This is a genomic window from Streptomyces sp. NPDC050164 (assembly GCF_044459945.1).
GTDB lineage: Bacteria > Actinomycetota > Actinomycetes > Streptomycetales > Streptomycetaceae > Streptomyces > Streptomyces coeruleorubidus_A.
Genome location: NZ_JBITJK010000018.1, coordinates 28,845 through 44,538, shown reverse-complemented (window position 1 = coordinate 44,538; position 15,694 = coordinate 28,845). Strand labels below are relative to the sequence as shown.

Annotated in this window: 15 protein-coding genes; 5 read left to right on the top strand and 10 right to left on the bottom strand. The window is 72.3% G+C overall.

Annotation, left to right across the window (positions count from 1 at the left end):
- Positions 1-40: 40 nt before the first annotated feature.
- From ACIBNA_RS23490 to ACIBNA_RS23470, 5 genes are all read right to left on the bottom strand, one after another.
- A complete protein-coding gene (locus ACIBNA_RS23490) occupies positions 41-562 on the bottom strand; it encodes a hypothetical protein (protein WP_399167087.1) in 522 nt (173 codons plus the stop codon).
- A 148-nt stretch (positions 563-710) separates the two neighbouring features.
- Entirely contained in the window at positions 711-1,652 is a 942-nt protein-coding gene (locus tag ACIBNA_RS23485) for an N-acetylmuramoyl-L-alanine amidase (protein WP_399167086.1), read from the bottom strand.
- A gap of 63 nt (positions 1,653-1,715) precedes the next feature.
- Complete coding sequence (locus ACIBNA_RS23480; protein WP_399167085.1) at positions 1,716-2,003, bottom strand: hypothetical protein; 288 nt, start codon at positions 2,001-2,003, stop codon at positions 1,716-1,718.
- A 107-nt stretch (positions 2,004-2,110) separates the two neighbouring features.
- Positions 2,111-2,761, bottom strand: a complete 651-nt coding sequence (locus tag ACIBNA_RS23475; RefSeq protein WP_399167084.1) for a class I SAM-dependent methyltransferase — start codon at positions 2,759-2,761, stop codon at positions 2,111-2,113.
- 341 nt (positions 2,762-3,102) lie between these two features.
- Complete coding sequence (locus ACIBNA_RS23470) at positions 3,103-4,842, bottom strand: MFS transporter (protein ID WP_399167083.1); 1,740 nt, start codon at positions 4,840-4,842, stop codon at positions 3,103-3,105.
- 173 nt (positions 4,843-5,015) lie between these two features.
- Here ACIBNA_RS23470 and ACIBNA_RS23465 point away from each other — a divergent pair, with 173 nt between their 5' ends.
- Together ACIBNA_RS23465 and ACIBNA_RS23460 are read left to right on the top strand one after the other, a co-directional pair.
- Positions 5,016-6,443, top strand: coding sequence for an MFS transporter (locus ACIBNA_RS23465; RefSeq protein ID WP_399167082.1), 1,428 nt, complete (start codon positions 5,016-5,018; stop codon positions 6,441-6,443).
- Between the two features lie 233 nt (positions 6,444-6,676).
- Positions 6,677-7,417 carry a class I SAM-dependent methyltransferase gene (locus ACIBNA_RS23460; RefSeq protein WP_399167081.1) on the top strand — a complete coding sequence of 247 codons (741 nt, stop codon included), beginning with the start codon at positions 6,677-6,679 and terminating at the stop codon, positions 7,415-7,417.
- A gap of 4 nt (positions 7,418-7,421) precedes the next feature.
- Here the strand turns inward: ACIBNA_RS23460 and ACIBNA_RS23455 are convergent, their stop codons facing one another.
- The 3 genes from ACIBNA_RS23455 to ACIBNA_RS23445 form a co-directional block, all read right to left on the bottom strand.
- Positions 7,422-8,039 carry a response regulator gene (locus ACIBNA_RS23455; RefSeq protein WP_399167080.1) on the bottom strand — a complete coding sequence of 206 codons (618 nt, stop codon included), beginning with the start codon at positions 8,037-8,039 and terminating at the stop codon, positions 7,422-7,424.
- On the bottom strand, positions 8,036-9,271 hold the full coding sequence (locus ACIBNA_RS23450) for a polysaccharide pyruvyl transferase family protein (protein WP_399167079.1): 1,236 nt from the start codon (positions 9,269-9,271) through the stop codon (positions 8,036-8,038). Before ACIBNA_RS23450 ends, ACIBNA_RS23455 begins: the two co-directional genes overlap by 4 nt.
- Positions 9,272-9,437: 166 nt before the next feature.
- Complete coding sequence (locus tag ACIBNA_RS23445; RefSeq protein ID WP_399167078.1) at positions 9,438-10,784, bottom strand: sensor histidine kinase; 1,347 nt, start codon at positions 10,782-10,784, stop codon at positions 9,438-9,440.
- A 257-nt stretch (positions 10,785-11,041) separates the two neighbouring features.
- On the opposite strand from ACIBNA_RS23445, the gene ACIBNA_RS23440 reads away from it, so the two are divergent.
- The 3 genes from ACIBNA_RS23440 to ACIBNA_RS23430 are packed head-to-tail and all read left to right on the top strand — an operon-like array spanning position 11,042 to position 13,959.
- A complete protein-coding gene (locus ACIBNA_RS23440) occupies positions 11,042-11,899 on the top strand; it encodes a MaoC/PaaZ C-terminal domain-containing protein (RefSeq protein ID WP_399167077.1) in 858 nt (285 codons plus the stop codon).
- 31 nt (positions 11,900-11,930) lie between these two features.
- The gene (locus tag ACIBNA_RS23435; RefSeq protein ID WP_399167076.1) at positions 11,931-13,007 is read left to right on the top strand and encodes a Zn-dependent alcohol dehydrogenase; all 1,077 of its coding nucleotides are present in this window, start codon (positions 11,931-11,933) and stop codon (positions 13,005-13,007) included.
- A gap of 10 nt (positions 13,008-13,017) precedes the next feature.
- Positions 13,018-13,959, top strand: a complete 942-nt coding sequence (locus ACIBNA_RS23430; RefSeq protein WP_399167075.1) for a 3-oxoacyl-ACP reductase — start codon at positions 13,018-13,020, stop codon at positions 13,957-13,959.
- A gap of 117 nt (positions 13,960-14,076) precedes the next feature.
- On the opposite strand, the gene ACIBNA_RS23425 is transcribed toward ACIBNA_RS23430, so the two are convergent.
- Together ACIBNA_RS23425 and ACIBNA_RS23420 are read right to left on the bottom strand one after the other, a co-directional pair.
- Positions 14,077-14,244, bottom strand: coding sequence for a hypothetical protein (locus ACIBNA_RS23425; protein WP_274815920.1), 168 nt, complete (start codon positions 14,242-14,244; stop codon positions 14,077-14,079).
- Positions 14,245-14,341: 97 nt separating this feature from the next.
- A complete protein-coding gene (locus ACIBNA_RS23420; protein WP_399167074.1) occupies positions 14,342-15,586 on the bottom strand; it encodes a hypothetical protein in 1,245 nt (414 codons plus the stop codon).
- Between the last annotated feature and the right edge of the window lie 108 nt (positions 15,587-15,694).

Sequence of the window (15,694 nt, the reverse complement as noted above, 5' to 3'; positions counted from 1 at the left end):
GGCCACTCTGGCCCATGCGGGTGTCAGCTCCTACGCGCCGTTACTTCTCCGTGTACGTGAAGCAGACACCGATCGGCTTGTAAGCCGTCTTGTTCTTCTGGACGATCTTGAACTGCAGGTTGTCGTAGATGTCGAACTTCTTGCCGCTGTACTTGGTGTAAGCGGTCAGTGTTCCGTGCTTGCCGCGAGACACTTCCCTGGTGCCGCTGACGGTGATGCTGCGGCTCTTCTCCACGTCCCAGCCGACACCCGCGCTGATGGCGTTGTAGGTCACCCCGATGTTCTTCGACAGAGTGGTGCTGACCGACTTGGTCTCGGAGATGCCGAGCCTGGTGCCGCCCGGGCCGGATGCCTTCGCGAGCGGCTTCTTGCCGCACTTCGTTCCGATGGACTTGACGTGCACCAGCTTGCCGTACGGGTAGAAGGGAGCATCGGCCGCGCTGACCGTTCGGGTCTCAGCGGTGAGCGATGCCGACTGGGCCTGGGCCGTGGCGCCGGTGCCCGCCAGGCAGGCGGTGAGAGCGACGGCTGTCGCTCCGAACTGGGCTGTACGACGCTTCATCGCGTTCCCCGTTTCTCGTTGGAGGCCATGAATGCCTCCGGTCGAGAGCAAGTTGATCAAGTGGTCGTACGCAAATGCAATCAACTTGAGGGAAAGCTGAGCATGTACATGGCAGGGTCACGAATGGCTGTCGAAGCTGTGCAGCTCCTTACCTATTCAGGAACCCTGCGATCCCTTCAGAGATCCCTTGCGCCGCCTTCTGCCGCCACGCGCCACTGGTCAGCAGCGCCGCGTCCTTGCTATCGCGCATGTTGCCGCACTCGATGAACACCTTGGGAACCGTTGACAGATTGAGACCGCCCAGGTCCTTACGCGTGACGAGACCGGTGCCGTCGCCGACGTAGTTGGACGGCGCGCTGCCGGTGACGGCCACGAAGCGGCCCGCGACGCGCTCGCCGAGATCGCGGGAGGGGGCGACGATCGCGCGGGTGTCGGCGCCGCCCGCGTGGACCGTGCCGGGCAGGATGACGTGGAAGCCGCGGTTGCCGGTGCCCGAGCCGTCCGCGTGGACCGAGACCACGGCGTCGGCCTTCGCCTCGTTGCCGATCCGGGCCCGCTCGTCCACGCACGGGCCGTACGGCCCGTCGCCGTCCTGCGTCAGCTTCACCGTGGCGCCCTGCTCTTCGAGGAGTGTGCGCATCCGGTGCGCCACGTCCAGGGTGAACTTCGCCTCGGTGTAACCGTCGTTGGTGGATGTGCCGGTGGTGTCGCACTCCTTCCAGTTCGTCCCGATGTTCACCTTGCGGTTGATCTCGGACGGGTGCTGGAAGTTCTCCGGGTTGTGCCCGGGGTCGATGACGACGACCTTCCCCTTGAGCGGGCCGGAGGCCGGGGCGGGCGCGGAGGTCGAGGACGCCGTCGGTGTCGGTGAGGCGCTCGGCTTCTTGCCGTCGTCGGAGGGCGCGGAGGGCGGGGAGGACCGTACGGTCGCCTGACCCGAGCCGCCTTGGTCCCCCGAGCCGCCCATCGTCTCGTACACGAGCCAGCCGAGCAGTGCCCCGGGCACCAGCGCGGCGAGCGCGACGGTCAGGGGGCCGCGGCGGGAGCGGCGGGGCTGGGGAGGTTCGAAGTCCGGGCCTACGTACGACACGTCTGCCACCCTAGCGGCCGTGGCCGGGCGGCAGCGGGGCGAGGACGGCCCAACGGGTGGCGGCTACTCCTGGTTCCCGCCGGGGCTCCCGTGCCGTACCGCCTCCTTCACCCGTGCCTCGATCTCCTGGCGGGGTGAGCCCTCTTGCTTCGCGTACGCGGTCACCGCTGCCTGGACGTCGCGGGCGAGGTCGCGCCAGGCGCGCCAGGCGGTCTCCCAAGTGGTGGTCTGCTGGCCGCTCCACTTGGTCTGGGTGGGCGGACCGTAGGCGTCCTGCAGTTGCCGCACGCGGGCGTACGCCTCGTCCGCCGCGCGCTGCTTCTCCACGAGCTCTGCGAAGGTGTGTGCCACGCGCCCGGATCCTTGGGCAGCGGCGGTCGCCCGCCGACTCGCCACGCCGCCCGTGGGCCGACCGGGAGGGGGCGGAGAGGGCGCAGTTCACCCGCCCAGCCGTTCTCCTAGACGCCCGGGCCGGTGCGCCGCAGCACGCGCAGCGAGTCCGTCGCCGAGACCTCCGTGAACGCCCCGGATGCCAGGGCCCTGAGGTAGACGCGGTAGGGGGCCTGGCCGGTGAACTCGTCCTGCGGGTCGGGGAAGACGTCGTGGATGACGAGCAGGCCGCCCTCGGCCACGTGCGGGGCCCAGCCCTCGTAGTCGGCAGTGGCGTGCTCGTCGGTGTGGCCGCCGTCGATGAAGACGAAGCCGAGGGGGGTCTGCCAGATCGCCGCGATCTGCGGGGAACGGCCGACCAGGGCCACCACGTGGTCCTCCAGGCCCGCCCGGTGCAGCGTGCGGCGGAACGTGGGCAGCGTGTCCATCAGGCCGAGCTCGGGGTCGACCGTCTCCGGGTCGTGGTACTCCCAGCCGGGCTGCTGTTCCTCGCTGCCGCGGTGGTGGTCGACGGTCAGCGCGCCGACCCCGGCCTCGCGGGCGGCGTCGGCGAGCAGGATCGTGGACCGGCCGCAGTACGTGCCGACCTCCAGGAGCGGGAGCCCGAGCCGTCCGGCTTCCACCGCCGCCGCGTACAGGGCCAGTCCCTCGCCCAGGGGCATGAACCCCTTCGCCGCCTCGAAAGCGGCCAGGATCTCGGGCTTCGGGGCCGCGGGCATGGGGTTCCTTCCGGTCGTACGACTGTCCGATCGCCCATGGTGCCGTACCGCCTGCCGGGGGGTGACGGGGGGACCGGATGGGTGGAAGGTGCGGGTGCCTCCGGCGGTCGGGCCGGGGCGTCTGGTCGCCGGTAGGGGTGCGCGCCGCTTGCGCCTGCGCGGCGGTGGTGGGTCGGGGCCGCGCTGGGGGTGTCCGTCCTCGGAACGGCGCGATGGGCTCGGACACCGACTCACTGTCCGTTGACGCGCCAACCGCTGCGGGCGGACACCCCCCCGACACGTCCCCTTCCGTGCGTGCGCGCGTGCGGCCGCATGTGGGGCCCGCCGCCTGGAGGGCAGGGTCAGGCGGAGACCGTCCGGCCCGGCAGCGACAGGTCGAGGTCGACCGGCCGCTCGTCGCCCGCGTGGTTCGCGGACGAGGCGAGCGGGGCGTGGCCCGTGGCGCGGGCGGCCACGACGTACGAGCCACCGGCCGGGACGGTGAGCGCGTACGCGCCGTCCTCGGCGGAGAGCGTCGCGCCGGCCTGGCGGCCCCGGCGGTCGATCAGCGTGACCTTGGCGCGGGCGACCGGCGTGCCGTCGGCCGCCAGCACGCGGCCGCGGAAGCCGCGCAGGACCTGCTCGGCGCGCTCCAGTGCCGCGTCCTCCTCGCTGCCGGCGCGCAGCTGCGGCTTGTCCGACGGGCGGCGGCCCGGCAGGAACAGGGCCAGGAGCAGGCCCACGGCCACGGCGCCCGTCGCGATCAGGAAGGAGACCCGGAAGCCGTGCATGGTCGGGATCTCGACGCCGCCGACGTTGTCGGCGGTGTTCGCCAGCACCATGCCGATCACGGCACTCGACACCGACGTTCCGATGGAACGCATCAGGGTGTTCAGGCCGTTCGCGGCGCCCGTCTCCGAGGCCGGGACCGCGCCCACGATCAGCGCGGGCAGCGAGGAGTAGGCCAGGCCGATGCCCGCGCCCAGCAGGACCGAGATGACCAGGCTCTGCCAGGCGGCGCTCATCAGGCCGAGGCCGGCGCCGTAGCCGATCGCGATGATCAGCAGGCCGAGGATCAGGGTGACCTTGGGGCCGTACTTCGCGGACAGCCGGGCGTAGACGGGCGCGGTGAACATCATCGTCAGGCCGAGCGGGGCGACGAGCAGACCCGCGACGACCATCGACTGGCCGAGGCCGTAGCCGGTGGACTTCGGCAGCTGGAGCAGCTGGGGCAGGACCAGGGAGACGACGTAGAAGGAGACGCCGACCATGATCGAGGCGAGGTTGGTGAAGAGGACGGCCGGACGGGCCGTGGTGCGCAGGTCGACCAGCGGGGCCTTGACGCGCAGTTCCATCACGCCCCACAGGAGCAGGACGACCGCGGCGGCGGCGAACAGGCCGAGCGTGGTGCCGGAGGTCCAGCCCCAGTCGCTGCCCTTGGTGATCGGCAGCAGGAAGAGCACGAGCCCGGTGGACAGGCCGAGTGCGCCCGGCAGGTCGAAGGAGCCCTCGGCGCGCATCGGCGACTCGGGCACGACGAGCAGGGTGAGGGCGATGGCGAGGACACCGAGTCCGGCGGCGCCGTAGAACAGGGCGTGCCAGTCGGTGTGCTGGGCGACCAGGGCGGCGGCGGGCAGGGCGAGACCGCCGCCGACGCCTATGGAGGAGCTCATCAGGGCCATCGCCGAGCCGAGCCGTTCGCGGGGCAGCATGTCGCGCATCAGGCCGATGCCGAGCGGGATGGCGCCCATCGCGAAGCCCTGGAGGGTACGGCCGGCGATCATGAGCAGCAGGTCGCTGGTGAACGCGCTGACCAGGGCACCGACGACCATGACCGCCAGGCTCGTGATCAGCATGCGCCGCTTGCCGTAGAGATCGCCGAGGCGGCCCATGATCGGGGTGGCCACCGCGCCCGAGAGGAGGGTCGAGGTCAGGACCCAGGTGGCGTCACCGGGGGCGGTGTCCAGCAGTTGCGGCAGATCCTTGATGACCGGGACGAGCAGGGTCTGCATCACCGCGACAACGATGCCCGCGAAGGCGAGTACCGGGACCACGGCCCCGCTCGCTCTGCCGGCGGGACGGACTGTCGTCGTCTGCGTCATTGAGTGGGGCCTCCGGGACGGGGGTCGGGAGTTGCGTGGTTACGTGGTCTGTGAACCTTGTATGTCCAGGCAACTATTCCGTTGCTTTGGCACTCTAACGAAATCTTGACCTTCTCTTGGCGAACGGGCCTAGGTCGAAATCCCGATGCCAGGAGCATGGAGTGGTTGAGAGCATGACACCCATGCTCCAAGCCGCCCGACCGACCCGTACGTCTCGCCGTTCCGCGCCTCCCACCTGGCTCGTGGTCGCGCTCACGTGTGCCGGGCAGTTCCTCGTCGTGCTGGACGTGTCCGTGGTCAACGTGGCGCTGCCGTCGATGCGGACCGGGCTCGGACTGAGCGAGCAGGGCCTGCAATGGGTGGTGAACGCCTACTCCATCGCCTTCGCCGGGTTCATGCTGCTCGGCGGGCGGGCGGGGGATCTCTACGGCCGCAAGCGGATGTTCCTGGTCGGGCTCGGCCTGTTCACCCTGGCCTCGCTGGCGGGCGGGCTGGCACAGGACGACTGGCAGCTGCTGGTCGCGCGGGCCGTGCAGGGGCTGGGCGCGGCGGTGCTGGCACCCTCGACGCTGACGATCCTCACGGCCTCGGTGCCGGAGGGCGCCGCCCGGGCCCGGGCCATCGGGACCTGGACGGCGGTCGGTGCCGGTGGTGGCGCGGCGGGCGGCCTGGTCGGCGGGCTGCTGGTGGAGACGCTGTCGTGGCGGTGGGTGCTGCTCATCAACGTGCCCGTGGGGGCGGTGGTGCTGTGCGCGGCCGCCTGGTTCCTCACCGAGGGCCGGGCCGGTGACGGACGGCGGCTCGACCTGCCGGGCGCGCTGCTCGTGACGGGCGGCCTCGGCACGCTGGCCTACGGCATCTCCCAGACGGAGGCGGCGGGCTGGACGGCGACGGCCACGCTGCTGCCGCTGCTCGCCGGGCTGGCGCTGATCGGGCTGTTCCTCGCGGTCGAGGCCCGGACGGAGAGTCCGCTGATGCCGCTCGGGCTGCTGCGGCTGCGGCCGGTGTCGTCGGCGAACGCGGCGATGTTCCTGTGCGGCTCCGCGATGTTCTGCATGTGGTTCTTCATGACCCTGTACGCGCAGAACGTCCTGGGCTACACCCCGCTGGAGGCCGGACTCGCCCTGGTGCCCAGCTCCCTGGCCGTCATCCTCGGCTCCAAGCTCGCGCCCCGGCTCATGCGCGGGCTGGGGCCGCGGAACGTGGCGGCGCTGGGGACACTGGTCGCGGTCGTGGGCTTCGGCTGGCAGTCCACGATGACCCCCGAGGGCGCGTACGCGACGACGATCCTGGTTCCCGGCTTCCTGATGATGCTCGGCGCGGGTCTGGCGGCGACGCCGCTGGCCTCCCTGGCCACGTCCGGGTCGGCGCCGGAGGAGGCCGGGCTGGTCTCCGGCCTCGTCAACACCTCCCGCACGATGGGCGGTTCCCTGGGCCTGGCAGTCCTGTCCACACTCGCGGCGGCCCGGTCGGCGGGGAGCGGGACGCCGGCGGCGCTGACGGAGGGGTATGCCCTGGCGTTCCGGGTGGGGGCCTGGGTGCTGGCGGGGGGAGTGCTGTTGATGTGGGTCTGGCTGCCGCGGACGGCACGGGAACCCTAGAGCTGCAGACGGCGGGACATCAGCGCGCGTCGCGGCGTCCGCGGCGGGGGCGTCGAGGCACCTGGGCGGCGCGCCGCCGGTGTTTCGGTCCGGGGGCGGGGTGACGGGCCGACGGGTGCGGTCCCGGTCACGCCATGGGCCGCAGGAGGCACTTCATCGGCGCCAGGAAATCCGCCTGACCTGGGCTTTCGCCCTGCCGAAGCGTACGGTTGCCGGACGCGGAAGGGGACCGGATGGACCGGAACATACGCACCGTCGAGGACGTACTCGCGCTGCTCGACGGGCTGTTCGCGCCCGAGGCCGATCGGTGGACGGGGCGGGGCGCCGAGTGGTGGGACGGCTTCTACGCCGGCCGTTCCCGGTCGGTGCCGTTCTTCGTGGCGAAGCCGGACGAGAACCTGGTGAGTTGTGTGGAACGGGGGTTGGTCAGCGGAGGGCGGGCGCTGGACCTGGGATGCGGCCCGGGGCGCAACGCGCTGTACCTGGCGGAGCGGGGGTTCCAGGTGGACGCGGTCGACCTGTCTCCCGAGGCCGTCGACTGGGCCCGGGAACGGGCCCGTGAGGCGGGGGTGGAGGGCGTACGGTTCCACTGCGGGGACGCTTTCGCGCTCGCCGGTACGGAACTCACCGGGCCGTACGACCTCGTCCACGACTCCGGCTGCTTCCACCATCTGCCTCCGCACCGGCGGATCAGCTATCTGGCGCTGCTGGACGACGTCCTGGCTCCCGGGGGCCTGTTCAGCCTCACGTGTTTCGCCGCCGGTGCCGGCGGGATGGGGTCGGAGCTGTCCGACACCGACTTCTACCGTGGCACGAAGGGGCTCGGGGGCGGGCTCGCGTACACGCCCGAGTCGTTGCGGGAGATCTTCTCGGGCCTGACCGAGGTCGAACTGCGGCGGATGCGGGACGAGCCGGAGGAGTCGGCGTGGTTCGGTGAGGGCTTTCTGTGGACGGCGTTGTTCCGGCGGGGCTGAGTTCTCACAGCCAGCCCTGGCGGCGGGCCTCGCGCAGGGCCTCCGTGCGGTTGCGGGTGCCTGTCTTGCCGATGGCGGAGGAGAGGTAGTTGCGGACGGTGGACTCCGAGAGGTGGAGTCTGCCGGCGATGTCGGCGACCGTCGCGCCGTCCGCCGAGGCCTTGAGGGCGTCGCTCTCGCGGGTGGTGAGGGGGTTGGGGCCGGCGCTGAGTGCGGCCGTGGCGAGGGCGGGGTCGACGACGGTCTCGCCGGCCAGGACGCGGCGGACCGCGGCGGCGAGTTCCTCCACGGGGCCGTCCTTCACGAGGAAGCCGGCCGCACCCGCCTCCATGGCACGGCGCAGATAGCCGGGCCGGCCGAAGGTGGTGAGGATCAGCACGCGGCAGCCCGGCACCCGGTCGCGCAGCTCGGCGGCGGCGTCCAGGCCGCTCATTCCCGGGAGTTCGATGTCGAGGAGCGCGACGTCGGGGCGGTGGGTGAGTGCCGCGTCCAGGATCGCGTCACCGGCCCCCACCTGGGCGACGACCTCGATGTCGGCCTCCATCCCGAGCAGCAGTGCGAGCGCACCGCGCAGCATGCCCTGGTCCTCCGCGAGCAGCACGCGGACGGGTCTGTCGGTCACGGGGCAAGGGTGGGGCCGGGTGCGTCGAGCAACGAGGCCAGCGTCCCGGTGAACGCGGCCGCCGAATGGTCGGCGTGATCGCGGATGCGGGTGGCCACCGCCTCGGCCCCGCCGCCCTCCACCAGGCGTACCAGCCGGTCGATGCGCCGCTCGTGGCCCTCCCGGCTGTCGGGGAGGGTCGACACGTAGAAGTCCGTCGCGTCGTAAGCCATGTGGAAGACGTGCTTCTTCACATCGCTCAGCGTTAGGTAGTCGTCGTGGGTCTTGGGGGCCGGCTCGGGCGCGCCGACGCACACCGCGGGGGTGCCGGCGCCCCAGGCGTTGACGCACAGGTGGTAGGTGTCCGTGATGACCAGGCGGTAGCGGGGGAGGACCCCCACCAGGTCGCCGATGGTGTGCGGGCCCGGGCGCGGCGCGATGTGGCCGACGGGAGCGGGGATGTCCCGCTCGAACCAGGGCAGCCATTCGAGCGGGGCGCCCAGGCGCTCGGACAGGTCCCGGCAGAAGGCGGGCAGCCACTCGGGGATCCGCGTCCGGGCACCGAGGAACACGCCGATCGCACCGCCGTCCGGGACTTCCCGGGACCATTGCGTCGTCGGGAGGTGGTCGAGGTCGCCCGGGCGGGACAGGAGCGCCGCGTCCGAACCGAAATAGTCGGTCGTACGGTCCCGGCGCAGGTGCGCGATCTTCGCGGCCGAGAGCGGGTCACGCACCCAGACGCGGCGGCTGCGCGTCACCAGGCGTGAGAACAGGGGGCCGTATTCCTTGTCCTCGAAGTCCTCGTAGTCGGACTGCGAGTTGTGCAGGATGGTCCCGCCGTAGCTGAGGGTCCGCGCGAGGAGCTCGTCCGGCTGGTCCGCGAACAACAGGGTGCGGTTCAGCAGGCGCCGGGCCGCGTCACGGTCCTCGGCGAAACCGAAGTCGAGCAGGCGGTTGGTCGCGTCCTGCTCCAGGTAGTGCCGGGTGTGGAGGAAGTCGCCCCAGAAGACGACCGCGTCGTGGTCGCGGAGCGTGTCGAGGTGCTCGGACAGGGGGTGGAAACGGAACGGGAAGCCGGTGCCTCGCGCGCACTCGCGCAGGGGCACGGTCTCCGGTGTGTGCAGGGTGTACCAGGTGGCGTCGATCTCGGGGGTCATACGCCGCCGCAGGGACTCGAACGCCAAGTCGACGGTCAGCATGCCGGTGTTGCGGTACCCGATGTTCGGCGCGGTGATGACGGCGACGCGTGCCATGTGCTCCATTTCCCCTAGCAGTTGCCGGCGCCGTCCACGTGTACGTGTGGCGCGGACCAGCGGCCAACGTACACGCCGACGTGGGTCGTACGGCGTCCCGCCCCCCGCTCGCCGGGGACGGACAGCAGGCCCCCGGACCGGCCCTGCGGCGTCGTGGGGCGAACGGTCACGCCCGTTCCGCCACCGCCGAGCGCACGTCCGTCGCATCGACATCGAGCGGGAGTTCCGCCGACACGGCGAATCCGCCCCTGGCCTGCCGCCCCGCCGTCAGCGAACCACCCGCCGCGGCGAGACGCTCCGTCAGGCCTGTCAGCCCCGTGCCGGCGCGGGCACCCGCGCCGCCGGGCCCACCGCCCACACCTTCGGGCCCGCCGCATGCCTCACCGCTCCCGCCCGTGCCGTCGGCGACCGCCCCGACCCCGTCGTCCACCACGGACAGCCGCACCCGCTCCGCCCCGCCCGACAGCGTGATCTCGCAACGGCCCGCCCCGCTGTGCCGCACGACGTTCGTGACCGCCTCCCGTACCACCCACCCCAGCAGCGCCTCGGCCTGCGGCCCGGACTGAGGGCCCGAGCGGATCACGGCGAGCGTGATGCCCGCCGCCGTCAGGGCCGAGTGCGCGCGGTCCAGTTCCGTGCCGAGGCTGCCCTGGCGGTAGCCGGTCACGGCCTCCCGGATCTCCGTCAGCGCCTGGCGGCCCACGGCCTCGATGTCCGTGATCTGGGCCAGCGCGGCATCCAGATCGCGGGCGGCCAGGCGTCGGGCCGCCTCCGACTTCACGACGATCACCGACATCGTGTGCCCGAGCAGATCGTGCAGGTCACGGGAGAAGCGCAGCCGCTCCTTCTCGACCGCCCGGCGGGCCAGTTCCTCGCGGGCCGCGCGCAGTTCGCGCACCGCCTCGGAGAGCCGCATGATCGCCGCCGTCACCATCGTCGAGATCCACGTGGCGTACGCGGTGTCGAGGCCGCCCCAGCCGTCGTGGAAGCAGGACACCGCACCGGCCAGCACCGCCACCGCCGTACCCGCGGGCCGCAGGTACGACAGGCGCAGGGCCGCGCCCGTCGCGAGGCCGAGCAGGGGGAAGAGCAGCAGCCAGTTGCCGCCGTAGCCGGCGGCGAGCGCGCAGGTCACGGCCGTCAGCAGGACGTGGGCCATCCGGGTGGAGCGGGCCTCGCGCTTCTCCCTGTGGAACGAGCGGAACGCCACGTAGATGTAGAGCGTGTTGAAGGTGAGCAGGCCGAGCCCGCCGATCCACGGGTTCGGCGTCCGGTCCTGGAAGAGGTTGGAGAAGGCGCCCATCCCCATCAGCAGCCATGGCAGCAGGGTGACCCCGCTGGGCGGCGGACCGGGGTGCTCGGGGAGCTCGCCCGCTCTCCGGGCGGCTCGCCACTCGGCCTTGAGCCGCGTCTCGTTCGCCGCGTAGGAGCGCCGGTGCTCCCGGGCCTGCCGGACGGCCGCCCGGGTCGCCTCGAAGCGACGCCTGACGGCTCGCTGGGTCTGCGTGGTCATGGCAGTGACGCTACGGATCCGCGGTGGCCGGGGACAGATGCGGTTGTACGGAGTTCGGCAGGACAAATGTCATCGGCCTGCCCCCGACCCCGCCACGATCTGACATGACGTCAGGAGCCTTCACAAGTGTGGGGGCCTGGGCTATACAGAGGTGCCCAGGACTGGAACGCGTTCCAGTTCGGCCCCAGACGGGCCTCGGCGCGGCCGACGGTGCGGACGGCCGTGCCGAGGTCTTTCCCACGGCGATCAGGAGCCCCATGCCCATCGACGCAGCGAAGGCGCTCGCCGCCGAACCCCGGACCGGCGAGCTCTCCTGGGACCACAAGGACGTGCAGCTCTACCACCTGGGCATCGGCGCGGGCGTCCCCGCCGCCGACCCCGACGAGCTGCGCTACACCCTGGAGTCCCGGCTGCACGTCCTGCCGAGCTTCGCCACCGTCGCGGGCGCCGGATCCCCCGGGGTGATCAGCGGCCTGTCCATGCCCGGCGTCGACGTCGACCTCGCCCGCGTCCTCCATGGCGGGCAGAGCCTGAGGATCCATCGCCCCATCCCGGCCCGGGGGCGCGCGAGGGCCACCGGCCGGATCGCCGCCGTGTACGACAAGGGCAAGGCGGCCGTCCTCGTCATGCGGACCGAAGTGGCCGACGACGACGGACCGTTGTGGACCAACGACGCGCAGATCTACGTACGGGGAGAGGGCGGCTGGGGCGGCGACCGTGGCCCGTCCACCCGGCTCGATCCGCCCGCCGGTGAGCCGGACCGGGTCGTCGAGCGGCATGTCCGCGAGGACCAGGCCCTGCTGTACCGGCTGTCCGGGGACTGGAACCCGCTGCACGCCGACCCCGATTTCGCCAAGCGCGCCGGGTTCGACCGGCCCATCCTGCACGGGCTGTGCACCTACGGAATGACGCTCAAGGCGGTCGTCGGCGCGCTGCTCGACGGGGACGTGACCCGGGTCCGGTCGTACGCCACCCGGTTCGCCGGGGTCGTGTACCCGGGGGAGACGCTGCGGATCCGCATGTGGCGCCTGGGCGGCGGGGTCCGGGTCGCTGTCAGCGTGGTCGAGCGGGACGACACGCCCGTCCTCGCCGACACCGTCGTCGAACACACCTGAGTCCAGAACGCCGTACGAGGGGAGCCGCACCATGCGCGCAGCCGTACTGCACGAGATCGGCCAGGACAAGCTGGAGGTCCTCGACGACGTCGAGGCGGTGGGGTTCGGACCCGGCAAGGTGCGGATCCGGGTGCGCGCCACGGGGCTGTGCCACTCGGACCTGTCGGCGATGAGCGGGGTGCTGCCGCAGCCCGGGCCGTTCGTCCCCGGGCACGAGGGGGCGGGCGAGATCCTCGAAGTCGGCGAAGGAGTCGGCCACTTGACGGCCGGTGACCGGGTCGTCGTGTGCTGGCTGCCCGCCTGCGGTGCCTGCCCCGCCTGCAAGCGCGGACAGACCGAGCTGTGCCTCGCCGGGTTCATGAACGCGGGCACCCCCAACTTCAGGCGGCCGGGCGGGGACGTCTTCGGCATGGCAGGCACCGGTACGTTCACCGAGGAGGTCGTCGTCGACGCCGGGTGCGCGGTGCCGATACCCGACGACGTGCCCTTCGACATCGCCGCCCTCATCGGCTGCGGGGTGACGACCGGTCTGGGCGCCGCGCTCAACACGGCGGACGTGGAGGCCGGTTCGTCGGTGGCGGTCATCGGGTGCGGGGGCGTGGGCATCTCCGTGATCCAGGGGGCCCGGCTGCGCGGGGCCGCCGAGATCGTCGCCGTCGATCCGGTCGTCTCCCGGCGTGAGGCCGCCCTGCGGTTCGGGGCCACGAAGGCCGTCTCGCCCGACGAACTGCCCGACGCCAAGCAGCAGGTCACCGCCGGCGAGGGGTTCGACTACGTCTTCGAGGTCGTCGGCAAGTCCGCCACGGCACGGACCGCCTACGACACCACCCGGCGCGGCGGCACCCTCGTCGTGGTCGGCGCGGGCGCCATGGACGACTTCCTCCAGCTGAACATGTTCGAGCTGTTCTTCGACGAGAAGCGGATCCTGCCGTCCATGTACGGCGGCGGCGACATCCTGCGCTCCTACGAACGCACCATCGCCCTGTGGCACGCGGGCCGTGTCGACCTGGCGGGCCTGATCACCCACCGGGTCCCCTTCGCCGACATCAACGAGGCCCTGGACCAGATGCGGACCGGGACCGCCCTGCGTACGTGCATCGAGATGTGAGGACACCGCCATGCCGCTGCCGCTGAAGGGACTGTCCGCGATCGTCACGGGCGCCGGCCGCGGGCTCGGCCGGGCCGAGGCGCTGGAACTCGCCCGGCTCGGCGCCGCCGTGGTCGTCAACGACTACGGGCAGCCGGGCCGCGACGGTACCGGCGAGGCCTCCGCCGGGCCTGCCGAGGAGGTCGCCGCCGAGATCCGCGCGGCGGGCGGAACCGCGCTCGCGCACACCGGCGACGTCTCCGACTTCCGGCAGGCGCGCGAACTGGTCGAGTCGGCCGTCGCCGGGTTCGGCAAGCTCGACATCCTCGTCAACAGCGCGGGCATCCTGCGCGACCGCATGGTGTTCTCGATGTCCGAGGAGGAGTGGGACGCCGTGCTCCGCGTGCACCTCAAGGGGCACTTCAACACCATCCGGTTCGCCGCCGCCCACTGGCGGGAGCGGTCCAAGCGGGCCGGGGAGCCGGTGTTCGGGCGGATCGTGAACACCTCCTCCGAGGCGTTCCTCGCCGGCTCCGCCGGGCAGCCCAACTATGCCGCCGCCAAGGGCGGGATCGTCGGCCTGACCACCTCCACGGCCCTCGCCCTCGGCAAGTACGGCGTCACGGCCAACGCGATCTGCCCGCGCGCCCGCACCCGGATGACCGAGGACGTCTTCGCGGGCGTCGAACGGCCCTCCGGCAACGGCCTCGACCCGCTCGCCCCCGAGCACGTCGCCCCGCTCGTCGGCTATCTGGCCTCGCCCGCCGCCGCCCATGTGAACGGACAGCTCCTCGTGGTGCACGGCGGCATGGTGGCCGTCGTCGAACGGCCGCGCGTCGCCGCCCGGTTCGACAGCAAGCAGGACACCTTCACGTACGACGAACTGGAGGCCGTCCTCGGGCCGTACTACGCGGACCGGCCGGCGGGGGAGACGTTCGCGGCGGCGGAGGTGCTGGGGCTGAAGCGCGGCTGAGGACCGGGGGCTGAGGCGCGGCCGACGACAGGGGCTGAGACGCGGCTGAAGAACGGGAAACGGCCCCACCCGTCACATATGGGTGGGGCCGTTCACCGTCCGGTCACTGACGTTCCGTCAGGCCGCCGTCTCGGTCCGCTCGGTCTCCGCCACCGGCTTGCGGTGACGGCCGCGCGGAGCCGTCTCGCTGTCCTGCGTGGAGACCTCGCCACGGTGCCGGCCGTGGCCGGCGGCGATCTCCTGGACGTCGGCATTGCGCGGCTGGTTCGTGCTGGCGTCACTCATCGGATGGAATTCACCCCGTCAACATGATCTTTCTTACAGCCGGGCGAGTTTAACCGGCACCCCGCCCCCCGGATCCAGGCGGCCACGCCAACCGGCACTAGTTCGTTACAAGCCGTCCCAATGGTGCCTGTTGCAGCGGGACCGGGCGGGGGGTGGAGGGGGCCGGGGGCGGAGCGGGATCGGCCGGTGGGGTGGGTTGTGGGGGCTGCGGTCGGTGTGCGGGTTGTGCGGGCTGTGCCGGCTGCGGGGGGTGCCCGGAGGGTTCCGGTTCCGGGGGGTGTCCTGTCACCGGGGGCGCGCCGGGCTCGGGCGCTTCGGCCGCGGGCGGGCTCACCTGCGCCACGCCGCACGGCACGGCCTCCGTCGCGTACGGCAGACGCAGCACCCCCTCCGGCGTCCACAGGCCGGTGCCCGCCAGCCACCCCTCGGGCGCCGGGAGATGGTGCACCCGCCGCTCGGACGGCCGCCACACGCCGACCCAGCTGCCGTGCGGCCCGTCGACGCGCAGCGCCACCGCGCAGCTCTCCGGCGTCAGCATCTGCCCCGGCTGGATCGCGAACGGCGTGACGGTGCAGTCCCGCAGCCGCAGGCACTCCGGGAAGCGCACCGGCAGTGTGCTGCCCAGGACACCCCAGCCCAGCCGGTCCTGCCCAGGCGAGGGCGCGTCCGAGCGGATGAGCAGCAGCCCGCTGTCGTGGTCGGCGAGCAGCAGCCGGTCGTCGCTGTCGGCGGCGATCTGGAGCAGCGGCGACACCTCCCCGCCACGCTCCAGGTCCACCACGACGGCCTTGGTGCGCCCGCCCGTCTCCCGGTCCAGGGCCAGCAGCCGCCCCGTACGGTCCAGCCAGACCCCGCCCGAGCAGCGGCCGGGCAGCTCGGCCAGTCGCTCGGGCCCGAAGGCGCCGCCCGCCACCAGCCACACCGTCGTCGAACGCGGGCCGACGGCCAGGGCGTACGCCCGCTCGCCGCCGGGGGCGGGCGGCAGCAGTCGCAGCCGGGCCGTGTCGTCCCGGCAGTCGACCACGCCCAGGGGCAGCTCGCCGGTGCCGGGCCCGGTCGGGTACAGCAGCGAGAAGGCGTGCCGCCCGGCCACCAGGCGGTGGATGAGGACCCGCCCGTCGCCCATCGGCTGCACTTCGGTGCCGGGCTCCTCCGGCTGGTTGCGGGGCAGGGGTACCGCGTACGGCTCGGGGCCGTCCAGGGTCCAGCGCTCCGGGAACCAGGAGTCGCCGGCCGACGCGAGGCGTGCGGCGTAGGCACCGTCCGCGGTGAGTGTGCATCCTGCCGGCGCGGCCTCGTCGTCCTCGTGTCCCGCCGAAGGCTCGATCACACACGCTGTCATCGTTCGGTCACCTCCAGTCACGAACGTAGTTTTCGTACGTGCTGGCGGGGAATCCGCTGGCTCCCGACTTCACACATAAGGGTGTTCCAGGAACGATTCTCCTGAGGA

Bases quoted from the DNA above. Each gene is read 5' to 3' on its own strand.
- ACIBNA_RS23490 (WP_399167087.1), bottom strand. From the start codon at position 562: ATGAAGCGTCGTACAGCCCAGTTCGGAGCGACAGCCGTCGCTCTCACC.
- ACIBNA_RS23435 (WP_399167076.1), top strand. From the start codon at position 11,931: ATGCGCGCAGCCGTACTGCACGAGATCGGCCAGGACAAGCTGGAGGTC.
- ACIBNA_RS23430 (WP_399167075.1), top strand. From the start codon at position 13,018: ATGCCGCTGCCGCTGAAGGGACTGTCCGCGATCGTCACGGGCGCCGGC.
- ACIBNA_RS23445 (WP_399167078.1), bottom strand. From the start codon at position 10,784: ATGACCACGCAGACCCAGCGAGCCGTCAGGCGTCGCTTCGAGGCGACC.
- ACIBNA_RS23440 (WP_399167077.1), top strand. From the start codon at position 11,042: ATGCCCATCGACGCAGCGAAGGCGCTCGCCGCCGAACCCCGGACCGGC.
- ACIBNA_RS23465 (WP_399167082.1), top strand. From the start codon at position 5,016: ATGACACCCATGCTCCAAGCCGCCCGACCGACCCGTACGTCTCGCCGT.
- ACIBNA_RS23475 (WP_399167084.1), bottom strand. From the start codon at position 2,761: ATGCCCGCGGCCCCGAAGCCCGAGATCCTGGCCGCTTTCGAGGCGGCG.
- ACIBNA_RS23470 (WP_399167083.1), bottom strand. From the start codon at position 4,842: ATGACGCAGACGACGACAGTCCGTCCCGCCGGCAGAGCGAGCGGGGCC.
- ACIBNA_RS23450 (WP_399167079.1), bottom strand. From the start codon at position 9,271: ATGGCACGCGTCGCCGTCATCACCGCGCCGAACATCGGGTACCGCAAC.
- ACIBNA_RS23460 (WP_399167081.1), top strand. From the start codon at position 6,677: ATGGACCGGAACATACGCACCGTCGAGGACGTACTCGCGCTGCTCGAC.
- ACIBNA_RS23420 (WP_399167074.1), bottom strand. From the start codon at position 15,586: ATGACAGCGTGTGTGATCGAGCCTTCGGCGGGACACGAGGACGACGAG.
- ACIBNA_RS23425 (WP_274815920.1), bottom strand. From the start codon at position 14,244: ATGAGTGACGCCAGCACGAACCAGCCGCGCAATGCCGACGTCCAGGAG.